Origin of the sequence: Rosistilla ulvae (assembly GCF_007741475.1) — a bacterium.
Classification (GTDB): domain Bacteria; phylum Planctomycetota; class Planctomycetia; order Pirellulales; family Pirellulaceae; genus Rosistilla; species Rosistilla ulvae.
Map to the genome: position 1 here is coordinate 1,472,080 of NZ_CP036261.1, position 14,177 is coordinate 1,486,256.

Below are 14,177 nucleotides of genomic sequence, written 5' to 3' on the forward strand. Positions count from 1 at the left end.
GAGGCTCTGAACCGGAAAAACCAGTCCCCAGCGGCATCCATCGACTCCCAGTGGCCGCACGCGAACAAGCGTTACGATGCCAGGAATCTCATGGATGAACCGTTAAATCGCAAGCAATCCCAGCTGCAGACCTGCATCGCCGGACTGTTAGGAATGGGGCTGATGTGGCTCGCTCACCCGCCGGTCGGTTTCAGCTTTCTGGCCTGGATCGCACCGCTGCCACTGCTGTCGCTGGTCCATCGCAATCAACCGCTGTTCCGTCGCGATTATGTCTCTCTGTGGCTGATCGGTGCGCTCTTTTGGTTTGTCGCGTTGTCCGGAATCCGGCACGCCCACCCGATGCTGATCCCTGCCTGGATCGTGTTGGCGGCGTATCTAGGGATCTACACGCCGCTGTTTGTTGGGCTCACCCGCGTCGCTTGGCACGGCTGGCGGATGCCGTTGGTCGTCGCGGCCCCGGCGGTCTGGATCGGCTTGGAATTGGCTCGCGGTTACGCCTTGTCGGGCTTCAACGGCGTGATGCTTGGGCACACTCAAGCCAACCTGCCCTGGATGCTGCAGATCGCCGACCTCGGTGGAACCTACGCGGTCAGTGCAGTCGTTATGTTCGTCGCCGCAGCCATGGCGGTTTGTCTGCATTGCCGACGGTTGTCGGGGACGGAACTGTCGGTCGTTACAGCTCGCCGGCGGCAGGTCCACGCGATCCTCAACGGCTCCGCGGTGTTGGCCGCGACGTTGGGATACGGTCTGTTTCGGCTGAGCGAAGCCGATACGGTCGTCTCGCCCGAACCGATGTTGAAGGTCGCGCTGGTGCAACGCGATGTCGAAGCGGTCTACGAGTACAGCGAGCGGCGCGAGCTGGAGACGGCGCGGAAGTATTTCAGCGGTTCCCGCGATGCGGTGTCGGCCGATCCGGGGGTCCAGTTGGTCGTCTGGCCCGAGTCGAGCTATACTGCTGCGATGCCGTGGCGGGTGTTGGAGGATGACTTCACGGTTCCCGCCGACGCCGGCGTGACGCGGTCGGAGATCATCGCGGGGGTTCGCGACAGCCAAAACATATTCCAGCGTCGAGCCGCCGATATCCAGTTGGGACTGACGGCAGCCAGCGGGCGAACGCAGCCGCCCAGTCTGATGGTCGGCTGCAGCGTGCTGCGGTATGTCGACGGGCCGGTCCAAGCGTTCAGCGGCGTGGTCACGATCGATCCGACGGGCAAAGTCCCCGCCTGGTACGGCAAGCGTCACTTGGTGATGTTCGGCGAATACATCCCGTTCGCCAATTGGTTTCCCTGGCTGTATACAGTCACGCCGTTGCAGATGGGGGTCACGCCGGGAGATGCTCCGATTGTCGCGGACGTCAAAGGAGTGAAGGTGCTGCCGAGCGTCTGTTTCGAAACGATGGTCGAGCGGGTGACGAACAGGCACCTGCGTCAACTGGCATCCGAAGGGAAGCCGGCCGATCTTGTCGTCAACGTGACCAACGACGGCTGGTTCGACGATTCGGCGATCCTCGAGCATCACCGGCGTTGCAGCCAATTAGTCGCCGCGGCGCACCACACGCCTGTTCTGATGGCGGCCAACGGTGGCCCAACGGTCTCGATCGACAGCAGCGGCCGAGTCGTGGGAAGCCTGCCGCACCAGGACGAATCGTTTTTGATCGCCGCTCCGCAACAGGATCCTCGCGTGTCGTTCTATCAACGCGTCGGCGACTGGCCAGCTCGCTTCGCCACGCTGCTGTGCATCGCTTTGGCGATCTCGGGTTGCCGGGGATGGCGTCGACGGAAAAAGCAGTTGCCGCTGCCAAGCGTCGAATCGCCAGCCGATCCGATCGGCGACGCAGGTTCGGAGCCGCCACTCGTTTAACCGCGTGGGCATCGCCCCGCGCGTTTCTGAGGTGTCGTTGCGATTGGACGCGCGGCCCGCTGGGCACGCGGTTAAACGACGGCGTCTGTACGGGCGTGCAGTACGGGCGGATCAGTTGCGGTTGCGGCGGAGGTCCAGCGTCATCGGGAACTCTGGATTGCATTCCAATTCCGGCAGCGAAACCTTGCCGCCGGTGTGACCGATCTTGAAGAATCGGGCCGCGCGGCGACTCTCGGCTTCGAACGCGTTGACCGGGAAGCTCGGCGAGTTCAGGCCGGTCGGATTGCTGACATGATACTGGCAGCCGCCGATCGAACGCTTGTTCCACGAATCGACGAAGTCGAACACTAGCGGCGAATCGACTGGGATCGTCGGGTGCAGGCAGCTTGGCGGTTGCCAAGCACGATAGCGGATGCCGGCGACAAATTGCCCTTCGACGCCCGTCGGATGCAGCGGCACGCGGCGGCCGTTGCATGTCAGCACGTGCCGCGTATCTGTCATGCCCGAGACCTTGACTTGCAGTCGTTCGACCGAGGAATCGACAAATCGAGCGGTTCCGCCGCCGGCTGCTTCTTCGCCCAGCACGTACCAAGGTTCGATCGCTTTCCGCAGTTCGACGTGAATCGATTGTTGCGTGAATTCGCCCATCACGGGGAAACGGAATTCTTGATGGGCCCCGAACCATTGGTGTTCGAAATCGAAGCCGCACTCGCGGAGATCGTCGACGACATCGCTGAAGTCCTGCCAAACAAAATGGGGCAGCATGAAGCGATCGTGCAGTGAGGTGCTCCAGTCGACCAGTTCGGCTTCGTAAGGTTGTTCCCAGAACCGAGCGACCAGGCCGCGGATCAGCAGTTGTTGCGTCAGGCTCATGCGAGCGTGCGGTGGCATCTCAAAACCGCGGAACTCGACAAGTCCCAGCCGTCCCGTCGCCGAATCGGGCGAATAGAGCTTATCTATGCAGAACTCGGCTCGATGCGTGTTGCCGGTCACATCGACTAACAGGTGCCGGAAGATCCGATCGACCAACCAAGGCGGAGTCGTTTCGCCCCGGCGAATCTGGTCGCACGCGATCTTCAGTTCGTAGATCGCGTCGGTACGCGATTCGTCGGCCCGCGGCGCTTGGCTGGTCGGGCCGATGAATTTGCCGCTGAACAGATACGACAGCGACGGATGGTTGTGCCAGTAGCTGACGAAACTTTTCAGTAGATCGGGGCGACGAAGGAACGGGCTGTCGGCGGGCGTCTGTCCGCCCAGCACGACGTGGTTGCCACCGCCGGTTCCAGTGTGCTGGCCGTCGAGGTCGAACTTCTCGGTTCCCAGTCGCGTGGTTCGTGCATCGTCGTAGACGCCGTTGGTGATGTCGACCAATTCGGTCCAGTCCTGAGCCGGATGGACGTTGACTTCGATCACGCCTGGATCGGGAGTCACTCGCATGACTTGCAGTCGCGTGTCGTGCGGCGGTTGGTAGCCTTCGATCGTGACCGGCAGTTCGAGTTCTTCGGCGGTCGCTTCGATCGCCGAGATCAGTTCCAGGAACGATTCCAAGCGGTCGGTCGGCGGCAGGAAGACGTGCAGTCGCCCTTCGCGTGCTTCGACGCACAGGGCCGTCGGGACGATTTGTGATTCATCATCGACTTGCGTGTCGACCGACATGTGGTCGGGGCCGCCTTGATCGTTTCCGCCCGGCGGAATCGCTCCGTTGCTCGGAGAGCCGGCGTTTCCGTTCCTGCCGCCCGCAGCGTGAGCTTGCGAGGTGGGCGAACCGCCGACGGTGGCAAACTGCTGCACCGGCGTGAGCGCTTCGGTCACGTCGACGCGCATGTTCCCATGGCTGATCGCTTCGGAGACGACATGCCGCATATGGCTTTGCCGAATCTGGTCGTTGGTTTGCAGATGCCCAACGGGTTCCATCGGGTCGCGATCGAAGAAGTCCAACGCGTGTTCCGGCTTGTCGACGTAGGTCAACGATTGCAACGGCAACCGGTAGCCCATCGGCGAATCGCCCGGTAGCAGGAACATCTCGTCGGATCGAACCTTCCACGGTCCGCTGGTCCAGTGCGGTGAATCGGTCCACCAAACGTGTCGCAGCGGCAGGACAACGCCGACAGCTTCGGTTAGCCCTTGTTCGAAGATCCTCGCGATCCGTTCACGCTCTTCTTGCGAATCCAGTTTCGAATCGCGGACGTCGACGTTGGTTGGCAGCCGACGTTCGCGCCACATGTAGTACATCGCGTCTTCGTAGCCGCAGGTGACGTGTTGCGGATTCGCTCCCAATCGCGTCGCCAGTCGCTTTGCAAAACGCTCAGCATCTTCGGCGGTGTGCCCGTAATCGGTTTCGACGTTCGCCAACCAGCGATCATCTCGCCAGATCGGTTGGCCATCTTTACGCCAGAAGATCGCCATCGCCCATCGCGGCAACGGTTCGCCGGGGTACCATTTGCCCTGGCCGAAGTGCAGCACGCCGCCGCTGCTGAACCGCGACTTCAGCCGCAGCAACAGGTCGTACGAGAGGCCACGTTTGGTTGGCCCGACCGCAGCGGTCTGCCATTCCTCACCATCCATGTCGTCGATCGAGACGAAGGTCGGTTCGCCCCCCATCGTCAGGCGGACGTCGCCGCGCTGCAGATGTTCGTCGATCTCATGCCCCAGGGCTTCGATGCGGTTCCATTGCGAATCGCTGTAGGGAAGCGTGACGCGCGGATCCTCGTGGATGCGCGTGACCGACATCTTGTGTTCGAACTCGACCTCGCATTCGTCCAGCGTTCCGGTGATCGGAGCGGCCGATGTTGGTTGAGGCGTACAGGCCAACGGGATGTGCCCCTCGCCAGCGAACAGACCGCTGGTTGGGTCCAGCCCGATCCAACCCGCTCCCGGCAGGAAGACCTCCGCCCACGCATGCAGGTCGGTGAAGTCGACTTCGGTTCCCGAGGGGCCGTCGAGCGACTTCTGGTCGGCTTTTAATTGGATCAGATAACCCGAAACGAATCGGGCCGCGAAGCCGAGCTGACGCAGCAGTTGTACCAACAACCAACCGCTGTCACGACACGAACCGCTCTGCAGCGTCAGCGTTTGCTCGGGTGATTGGACGCCCGGTTCCATGCGGAGCGTATAAGCAATGTGGCTCTGAAGTTTGCTGTTCAAATCGACAAGAAAGTCGATCGTGCGGCGTGGTTCGTAGTTCAGCGAGCTGAGGAACGCATGTACCTTGGGCCCGGCGTCGCCGCGTTGCAGATAGGGACGCAGTTCTTCGAGCGACTGGTCGTCGTAGGTGAACGGGTATTCGGTCGCTTCGGGTTCCAGGAAGAAATCGAACGGATTGACGACAGTCATCGTGGCGACGACGTCGACTTCGACCTTAAATTCTTCGACTTGTTCGTTGAAGACGCAGCGGGCCAGGTAGTTGCCGAAAGGATCCTGTTGCCAGTTCAGATAGTGATCCGCCGGAGTGACCTTCAGCGAATAGCTGTTGATCGGCGTCCGGCTGTGGGCGGCCGGCCGCAGACGGATCACCTGTGGTCCCAGATTGATCGTGCGGTCGTATCGGTAGATCGTTTGATGGTTGAGAGAAACGCGGATGGTCATGAGTGGCCTAGCCTAGATGTTGGCATGCTGTCAGGGAAACTCGCGCATCCGTGTCTCTCGAATTTCGATAAATAATCGATGAAAAGATCAAAAAGTCGATTCATCCAAGAACCGAACAGATGCGATTACCTGTGAAGTAACGCCGGGCCACAAGTTCCGCCAAACATCGTGCCTACATTACTCTACTCGCATCGGCACTGTGAAAAAGTCTTCGTGAATCGCATTCCCGACATTGTTCACGCGGGTCTGGAAGTCGTCGATAAATTCGTGCATCCCCTGATCAATGATTTCTTCGATACTCATGTAATCAAATTCTGAACTTAATCGCCCGATCAGCTGTTCGGACCTCAAGCGGAACGTGCCGGGGCGGCTGCCGGTGATTTCCATCAGCGAATGCTGGGCTCCGATCAGACAAAATCGGATCGAGCGAGGGAAGTGGCGGTCGAGGATCAGGAATTGGGCGACGTTGTTCGGCTCGATCGCTCCATAGACGCGGCGGTACATCTCCAACGCACTATTGGAACGCAGCAGCGCCGACCAGCGGACGACGTCCAGCGACGTCCCCACATCCTCGGCTTTAGGCAGCAGCAGATAATACTGCACGTCGGCGATTCGCGAGATCTTGTCGGCTCTTTCCAGCAGCCGCCCCATGCGAAGGAAGTGCCATGCTTCGCCGTGCGACATCGTCGTGTATGTGGTTCCCACCAGGGTGTGGCTGGCGTTGCGGACCTCGGCGCAGAAGCTGACCGGATCGTACAGGATGCTGCTGTCGTTGACTGCGTTTCGCAGCATCAAATAGAAGCGATTGACATGTTCCCACATCGGGCTGGTGATCGTTTCGCGGATCGTTCGGGCGTTTTCACGCGCCAACATCACGCACGACATGATCGAATTGGGATTGTCGCGATCGAACGCCAAGAACTTCAGCACGTTCTCGCGCGATGCGGTGTCGTAGTTCTTTTTGAACAGGTCGTAATCGCCGGTGGTGAAGACCAGCGGTTCCCATTGGTTCACGAATGGGCTGCTGTCGCCGAGCGTGAGGTTGTAGTTGACGTCGATGAACCGCGCCACATTTTCGGCCCGTTCGACCATTCGGCTCATCCAATAAACTGAATTCGCAACGCGACTTAACATGATTGATGTGCCTCATTGTTAAGTGGTGTCGTTGTCGTACGGGGAGACATCCCAGACACGCCGAGCAGGACCGATCGAACGTAATAAAAACTCACTATTCCGCCACTTTCGAAGGTTGAAACTTCTGCACCAATAAAATGAACTGTATCCCGCTGGAACGCCAAACCGATCGCCCGTAGCGATCGGCCCGGTTCAGCGATCTTAAGATTGACTTTGCGATTGAACCTGCGGAGCGCTCGGTTCGGATGAAATCGTCTGCGGAGCGGGCTGAGCCTGCGGGTCCGATTTGTTTTCCATCACCCAGGTATCCTTGCTGCCGCCACCCTGAGACGAATTGACGATCATCGACCCCTCGGTCAACGCCACGCGGGTCAAGCCGCCAGGCATCACGTAAATGTCTTCGCCGCAGAGGACAAAGGGGCGCAGGTCGACGTGCCGCGGTTGCAAGCGTTCGTCGACCAAGGTCGGAACCGTCGATAGGTTTAACATCGGCTGGGCGATGTAGTTCCGTGGGTTCGCATTGATTAGATCGACGTATTTCGCCTGTTCTTCTCGTGTCGATTGCGGGCCCATCAAGATTCCGTAGCCCCCCGATTCATTGGTCGGTTTAACGACGAGTTTGTCGAGGTTGGCCAGGACGTGTTGGCGATGTTTGTCGTCGGAGCAGACGTAGGTCGGAACGTTTTGCAGGATCGCGTCTTCGTCTAGGTAATATTTGATGATCTCGGGGACGTAGGCGTAGATCGCTTTATCGTCCGCGACGCCCGTACCCGGCGCGTTGGCCAGCGTGACGCGTCCGGCGCGGTAGACATCGATCAGCCCCGGCACGCCCAGGCAGGAATCTTTACGGAAACACTTCGGATCCAGGAAGTCGTCGTCGATGCGGCGGTAGATCACGTCGACGCGTTGCAGTCCCTGCGTCGTCCGCATGTGGACGTAGCCGTTTTCGACGACCAGGTCGGAGCCTTGGACCAGTTGGATTCCCATCTGTTGAGCAAGAAACGTGTGCTCGTAGTAGGCGGAGTTGTACGACCCGGGAGTCAGGACGACGGCGGTCGGGGCGATCGTTCCCGGAGGGGCGCACTGCAGCAGCGTTTTGAGCAATTGTTCGGAATATTCTTCGACCGGGCGGACCGCAATCCCTTCGAAGACCTGCGGAAACGTCCGCTTCATCACCTCGCGATTTTCCAGCACGTACGAGACGCCCGAGGGGCAGCGAAGGTTGTCTTCCAAGACATAGATCGTACCGTCGGCGTCGCGAACTAGATCGACCCCCGAGATGTGGCACCAAACTCTTTTGGCCGGGCTGAAGCCGCGCATCTGAGGCCGCAAAGTTCCCGCAGAAGCCAATAACTCCTCCGGTATCACCTTGTCGTGTAGGATGTCCTGTTCGTTATAAATATCGTCCAGGAACAGATTTAAAGCGCGAATCCGCTGCTTCAGTCCCGCTTCGACATGGGTCCATTCGTTCCCATCGATGATTCGGGGAAGGACGTCAAACGGCCAAACTTTTTCTCGGCCATCGGCGTGTCCGTAGACGTTAAAAGTGATCCCCATGTTGCGGAGGGCGTGTTCGGCCGATGTCTGCCGTCGCCCCAATTCACCCGCCTGCAACTTGCCTAGCTTTTGCACGTAACGCGCACAGCAATCGCGAGCTTCTCCGTCGGAGGTGAACATTTCATCGTACGCACTGCCACAAGGATAAGATTCTGATGCGTTAATCACGTCGCCTCACATGTCGATTAAATAAAGAGAGTTTGAAAAGGTAGCAAATCGCATGCCAATCCCGTTAGCGTTGCGATAGTGCAAACCAACGCGCGGCGGATGACTACAATCTAGGCGTTGTCGGCCTGGAAAGTAAGCAGGTGGGTTCCCTGCCGACCGGCCCATCTTTCACCCACTGCTGGGACGAGGTTGTCCTGTTTCGATGCCGTAGGGGTGGCGCGGGGGAATCTGTTCGCAATGCTGCGAGTTTGCCAGTTGTATCGAGGATGCTGTCGCTTCCGACTGTAGCTTGCCCGTTTTGTCGATTTGAAAAAAAGGGGGGGGTTAGGAGCGACCGCGGCTTGCTCGGAGACCGAATTCCAAACTGGTGAAAGCTTTCATGGCCAACTTGTCTGGTCGTATGAAGTGCTCGCCAACATTGGGTCACGAATCGCCCTCTAATCGTGATGTCGTCGCGTCCGAACGCGAAACGCACGAAGCATTTCAATGGACTGCGATCGCATCGAAGCGATCGGCAACGGGTTAGAAGGAGTCTAACAGTGAGAACCAACATCATACGAAGTATGCTCTTGATACTTCCTTTTGGTCTGAGCAGCGTCGCTCAGGCGCAATACGGCGGCTACTCCGCATCGGCTTACAACAGCTATTCCGCTCAACCGAGCGCGGTACCTGTGCATCCAAGTTTGCAGGCGCGGCAAGCTCCGGCGCAACCCGCTGCGCCGACCTACGCGACGCAACAGCCTGGCTACGCCGCACCAAGCCCTAACTACGGCGGACCTCAAGCCAACTACGCCGCGCCGCAGCCCAACTATGCTCCGCCGCAAGCGAATTACAGCTACCAACCGCCGCAGAGCTTCCGCACCGTCGCTCAACACAACGGTGGCTATGAATCGATCGCTGCACCCCAGCCGACTCCGGCCGCGATGCAGGGAGGGCATGCCCCCGAACAAGTCCTGACCCCCGAAAGCTATTCGACGGGCCAACCGGTTTCGCAACCGATGAACTATGCATCGGGCGATCCGAACTGCTCGACCTGCAATCAATCGGTCGGCAGCGGCGCAACGTACAGCTATGCTCAGCCCAACATCTACGTTCAAGCGGCCGGTGCGCCGTCGTGCGGCGGCAGCTGTGAAACGTCTTATGGTTCGGCGGGCAGCTGCGGTCCGGCCTGTTATTCCGAACCGGTTGCGTTGAGCCCTTGGTTCGGCGGCATGAGCATGTTGTTCTTGACCCGCGACGATAACTACGATCGCCCGTTGGTCTTCGACGACGCGATGCCTTCGACAACTCGTTTGTCGGCACGCGATGCGGAACTCGATTTCGCCCTGGGATACGATGTTACCGTCGGTCGTTACTTGGGATGTGGTCAGTACGCCGTATCGGCAACCTGGTTGCACATCGAAAACGATGAAGGTGACCAATCGGTGATGCCACCAGCGGCTGGCGGATATCGTGCGAACTTCCGCAACTGGGATCGCATCTACTTCGATCAGAACAACGACGGGATGCACACCGATTCCGGTATGCCTGCGACCGACGAGAGCGTCTACGCTCACTTCGATCGCGCCGAAAGCTACCGCGTGCGACGCGACGCTTCGTATTACGGCTTGGAATTGAATCTGACCGGCTTCGGCATCGGTGGTGCCGCTCGAGCGGGACGTCCATCGTGCGGCGGCAGCTGTGGCAGCGATCCCTGCTGCCCACCAACCGGTTGTGGTGGTCTGTGTGGCCCAATGGTTCCAGCCTGCGGTGCTCGGTTGCAAATGAGCTGGACTACCGGTTTGCGTTGGTTCCACTTCGAGGACGAGATGTCCTTCAGCGCTCGCACCGAACGCTACCCTGCGGCACCTGCGATGATTGAAACCGTCGCCTACGATGTCGACGCCCAAAACGAATTGTTCGGTTGGCAATTGGGTGGCAAGCTGGCCTATTGCTTGGGCAGCCGCACCAGCCTCTACGCCGGCGGTAAGATCGGTTGGTACGCAAATGATGCCTCGCTGCGTCAACGCTTCCATTCGGAAAGCATGCCGGCACGTGTGACCGACAACGGAGCCTATCCATCCTTCGCAAACCAATCGGTCTCTCGCGACTACAGCGACACCGTTTTGGCGACCTTGGCCGAAATCGACCTTGGCATCGGATATCGAATCTGCGATTGTTGGACCGTTCGCGGTGGATATCGCATGTTGGCCGCCGGTGGCGTCGCAACGGCGATCGACAACATCTCGGAAAACCCAGCCAACCTGGGAGCCCAGAACGTTTGGGCCGACAGCAACCTCGTCCTGCACGGTGGTTACGTTGGTGTAGATTACAACTGGTAGCGATTTCGGTCGCTGCCAATGGCGATGACCGGCGCGCTAATGTGGGACTTGTTTCCACCAGAGTGCGCCGCCGCTGCAAGAAAACCTCGCGTTGCCAATTTGGTAACGCGAGGTTTTTTCGTTTTCGAACGCTGGCCGCTGCGTGGGTGCTCGTTTGCGGATCAGTCATGGGACAGCGGGTGCGGGCTGTCGACGACTCGTGTGCTCCGTTGGCTCTGCTGAAGCAAGCGTTCCAGGCGATCGATCATCTCCGGTTCCAGCACGTGTTCGATCGCATCGGCCGACCGGTCGACCTGCGTCGCCGCCACCTCGGCATGCGTGATCAGATACATCTCCCACAACCGATGTTCATGCGTCAAACGAGCCGCTTCGTGGTAGCCCGATTTGTTGACCTTGATCTGTTGATTGGGCAGTTGGACCAACAGCCCCGCCTCTTCCGCTTTGCGAATCCCATGCTTTAAACGCCGCATCGTCCAGCTGCGCAGCCGAAGCAGGTCGTCGAGCGAAACCGACGGGATCGGATCGCCGTTCTCGGGACCCTGGTAGCCTCGGGATTCGAGCAGTTCGTAGATGCCACGCATCAGGTGCTGGCGTTCGATCGAGCTGTTCAGCCGCCAACGCCGCAGCCAGCGTGGCAGCAGCCCACGCGCGGGGCCCAACATCATGCTGAACAAAAACAGCGCGGTCGCCACCAGCACGATCATCGCGCCCGACGGAAGCTGTGGGAAGAGCGCACTGGTCGCCGAGCCCAGCATCCCGCTGATCGCTCCCAAGCCGGAGGCCAGCAGTACCATTCGCGTCAATTGATGCGTCCAGAACCTCGCCGCGGCCGCTGGGGTGACTAACAGTGCGATCACTAGAATCAATCCGACTGCTTGCAGTCCGACGATCGTGACCACGACGACCAACAGCATCAAGATTCCGTCCAGCAGCGTGACTGAATAGCCTTCGCTGCCCGCAAAGCCGTCGTCGAAGCAGAGTAGTTTCAACTCTTTGAAGAGAGCGAAACAGACAAGGCAGGAGACGAAACCGGTGCCGCCGATCAACCACGCGTCGCTGGGAAGCATCGACGCGGTCTTGCCGTAGATAAACGATTCCAGCCCCGCCGAATGGCCGCTCTCCATCTGTTGGATCACGCCCAACACGGCCACCCCTGCCCCGAAGAAGACCGACAGCACAACGCCCAACGCGGTGTCTTCGCTCAATCGGGTCAGCGAGCGGATGAAGACGATCCCGGCGACGCCAATCATCCCCGTCACCGCGGCTCCCAACAACAGCACTGGAAGCGTTTTTCCGTCGAAGCCAAGTTGCGTGGCGACGATAAAGGCGAGCCCGATCCCGGGCAGCGTCGCGTGGCTGAGCGCGTCCCCCATCAAAGCGCGTTTCCGCAACAGGGTGAAGCTGCCGATCGTGCCGGCCGCCAGTCCCAACAGCGTCGTCCCTAACACGACGACGCGCGTGTTGTGATCTTGTAAAAAGATGACCCGCCGCCATTGTTCGGTCGACGGCCAGCCGAGTTCGCGATTGGCCAACGATCGCATCGCCGCAGGTTCTTCGCCCGCCGCGGTGCCGCTGGCGATCAAGCCGCAGGCGGCGAGCAACAGCAACGCAAATCGGATCCGGCGACCGGCAAGGCCGCCGGACCAGCGAAGCATGCGTTGCAGAAACCGTTGCCTGGACATCACTGCTGCACTCGCCGAATCGCCTCGGATGCTTCGTCCAACAACGTCAGTCGCCCGCCGTACGCCTTGGTCAGATTCTGCTCGGTGAAGGTCGTTTTGGTCGGCCCGTGCGCGACAACTCGCATGTTCAACAGCACGACGTAATCGAAATAATCGGCGACGGTTTGCAAGTCGTGGTGGATCACCAATACCGTTTTCCCGCGAGCCCGCATCTCTTGCAAGATGTTCAGGATCGCTCGTTCGGTCGACGCATCGACCGCGGCAAACGGTTCGTCCATCAAATACAAATCGGCGTCTTGAACCAACGCTCTAGCCAAGAAGGTCCGTTGTTGTTGGCCCCCCGACAGCTGGCTGATCTGCCGCTTCGCCAGGTCGGCGATTCCGACGCGGTCCAACGCTTCGAGCGCCGCTTGGCGATGCTTGCGGCGAACCGGCAGGCACCAACCGATCTGGCCATACAGCCCCATCGTGACGACGTCCAAGGCGTCGACCGGGAAGTCCCAATCGACACTCTCACGCTGCGGAACGTAAGCGACGCGGTGGCGGTTCTTGTCGTACGGCTTTCCAAAGACCAGCACCCGCCCGGAGGCTCGCGGCACCAGATCCATCGCCGCTTTGATCAACGTGCTCTTCCCCGCGCCGTTGGGGCCGACGACGCCGATCAACTGCCCTTTGGGAAAGTCGACGCAGATGTCCCAGATCACGGGCTTGCGATGGTAGGCAACGGTCAAATCATAGATCGACAGCGGGATCTGGTCGTTGGCGGTCGATTCGAGCGGTTGGTTCATGTTGATGCTTCTAGACGCCGTCTCGGCCGGTCATTCGCTGAGCTTATCGTTCAGGCCGCGCTCCGGGGCTTCGCCCCCCAAAGCCCGCACCACACGCGTGATATTGTGATCCATCATCCCGACGTAAGTCCCTTCGTAGCTGCCCGCGGCGCCCATCGCATCGGAGAACAGCTCGCCCCCAATCTTAACCTCTTGGCCGCGCGATGCGGCGCCGTTGACCAAAGCTTCGATATTTTTTCGCGGCACGCTGCTCTCGACAAAGACCGCCCTGACCTTCTTGTCGATCAACAGGTCGACGAGCCCATTGATCCGTTGCAGCCCCGCCTCCGACTCGGTCGACAGCCCTTGCACGCCTAGCACCTGCAGATCATAGGCTCTGCCAAAGTAGTTGAACGCATCGTGCGACGTGACCAAGATCCGGTTCTCTGCGGGGATCGTCTGCATGCTCCGCAGGCCGAACTCGTGCAATTCGCTCAATTGCTGCTGGTACTTCGCTGCGTTAGCCTGGTAGTCGTCCGCGTGATCGGGATCGAAATCGGCCAACGCCTTGCGGACGACTTCGATGCACTGGCTCCACGCCTGGATGTCGTTCCAGACGTGCGGATCGAAGTGCCCTTGAGCGTCTTCGGGTTCCAACAGGTACGTTTCGTCGATCGCTTCGGTGACCGCCCAGACCGGTTTGCTGCGTCCGGCGCGGACCAGGGTGTCACCCATTTTGCCTTCCAGCATCAGCCCGCTGTAGAAGACGACGTCGGCCCCCAGGATCGATTGCACGTCGTCGCGGGTCGGTTTGTAAAGGTGCGGATCGGTTCCAGGTCCCAACAGTTGCACGACCTCGACTTGATCGCCGCCGACGTTCCGAGCGAGATCGGCGACCATTCCGGTCGTCGTCAGCACGCGAATCGGCCGCGATGGATCGCGCTGCGTCTGCGTCGCCGATTCGGGGGACCGCTGGCAGCCGACGATCAAGGCGATCAGCAACATCCACGATCCGACAGCTCGATCGATCTTCATTCCCTGCGATTCCCAAAAGGAGACAATTTGTAGCCGGTGCTAACTTTTTCCCGATTGTAATCGTCGGG

Annotated in this window: 8 protein-coding genes; 2 read left to right on the top strand and 6 right to left on the bottom strand. The window is 59.7% G+C overall.

Features of this window, described 5'->3' with window-relative positions:
- Nucleotides 1–90 precede the first annotated feature (90 nt).
- Nucleotides 91–1,860 (top strand): apolipoprotein N-acyltransferase, encoded by a 1,770-nt coding sequence (gene lnt, locus EC9_RS05350; protein WP_145343020.1) that lies wholly within the window; start codon nt 91–93, stop codon nt 1,858–1,860.
- Nucleotides 1,861–1,971: 111 nt separating this feature from the next.
- Here lnt and EC9_RS05355 read toward each other — a convergent pair whose 3' ends face one another.
- The 3 genes from EC9_RS05355 to EC9_RS05365 all read right to left on the bottom strand — a co-directional run bounded on the left by EC9_RS05355 (nt 1,972) and on the right by EC9_RS05365 (nt 8,256).
- On the bottom strand, nt 1,972–5,445 hold the full coding sequence (locus EC9_RS05355; RefSeq protein ID WP_145343022.1) for a transglutaminase family protein: 3,474 nt from the start codon (nt 5,443–5,445) through the stop codon (nt 1,972–1,974).
- A gap of 177 nt (nt 5,446–5,622) precedes the next feature.
- Nucleotides 5,623–6,579 (bottom strand): alpha-E domain-containing protein, encoded by a 957-nt coding sequence (locus EC9_RS05360; RefSeq protein ID WP_145343024.1) that lies wholly within the window; start codon nt 6,577–6,579, stop codon nt 5,623–5,625.
- Between the two features lie 201 nt (nt 6,580–6,780).
- Nucleotides 6,781–8,256, bottom strand: coding sequence for a circularly permuted type 2 ATP-grasp protein (locus EC9_RS05365; protein ID WP_145343026.1), 1,476 nt, complete (start codon nt 8,254–8,256; stop codon nt 6,781–6,783).
- A 617-nt stretch (nt 8,257–8,873) separates the two neighbouring features.
- Here EC9_RS05365 and EC9_RS05370 point away from each other — a divergent pair.
- Nucleotides 8,874–10,625, top strand: coding sequence for a BBP7 family outer membrane beta-barrel protein (locus EC9_RS05370; RefSeq protein ID WP_218934598.1), 1,752 nt, complete (start codon nt 8,874–8,876; stop codon nt 10,623–10,625).
- Between the two features lie 161 nt (nt 10,626–10,786).
- On the opposite strand, the gene EC9_RS05375 is transcribed toward EC9_RS05370, so the two are convergent.
- Genes EC9_RS05375 through EC9_RS05385 form a run of 3 tightly spaced genes read right to left on the bottom strand, consistent with a single transcriptional unit; the run spans nt 10,787 to nt 14,109 of the window.
- Nucleotides 10,787–12,280 carry a metal ABC transporter permease gene (locus EC9_RS05375; protein ID WP_145343030.1) on the bottom strand — a complete coding sequence of 498 codons (1,494 nt, stop codon included), beginning with the start codon at nt 12,278–12,280 and terminating at the stop codon, nt 10,787–10,789.
- Nucleotides 12,281–12,306: 26 nt separating this feature from the next.
- Complete coding sequence (locus EC9_RS05380; RefSeq protein ID WP_145117772.1) at nt 12,307–13,095, bottom strand: metal ABC transporter ATP-binding protein; 789 nt, start codon at nt 13,093–13,095, stop codon at nt 12,307–12,309.
- A gap of 30 nt (nt 13,096–13,125) precedes the next feature.
- Nucleotides 13,126–14,109 (bottom strand): metal ABC transporter solute-binding protein, Zn/Mn family, encoded by a 984-nt coding sequence (locus EC9_RS05385; RefSeq protein ID WP_246105967.1) that lies wholly within the window; start codon nt 14,107–14,109, stop codon nt 13,126–13,128.
- Nucleotides 14,110–14,177: the final 68 nt, after the last annotated feature.

What these genes read in the sequence shown, in the direction of transcription:
- EC9_RS05375 (WP_145343030.1), bottom strand. Translation starts at nt 12,280, where the DNA reads ATGCTTCGCTGGTCCGGCGGCCTTGCCGGTCGCCGGATCCGATTTGCG.
- EC9_RS05355 (WP_145343022.1), bottom strand. Translation starts at nt 5,445, where the DNA reads ATGACCATCCGCGTTTCTCTCAACCATCAAACGATCTACCGATACGAC.
- EC9_RS05360 (WP_145343024.1), bottom strand. Translation starts at nt 6,579, where the DNA reads ATGTTAAGTCGCGTTGCGAATTCAGTTTATTGGATGAGCCGAATGGTC.
- EC9_RS05380 (WP_145117772.1), bottom strand. Translation starts at nt 13,095, where the DNA reads ATGAACCAACCGCTCGAATCGACCGCCAACGACCAGATCCCGCTGTCG.
- lnt (WP_145343020.1), top strand. Translation starts at nt 91, where the DNA reads ATGGATGAACCGTTAAATCGCAAGCAATCCCAGCTGCAGACCTGCATC.
- EC9_RS05365 (WP_145343026.1), bottom strand. Translation starts at nt 8,256, where the DNA reads ATGTTCACCTCCGACGGAGAAGCTCGCGATTGCTGTGCGCGTTACGTG.
- EC9_RS05385 (WP_246105967.1), bottom strand. Translation starts at nt 14,109, where the DNA reads ATGAAGATCGATCGAGCTGTCGGATCGTGGATGTTGCTGATCGCCTTG.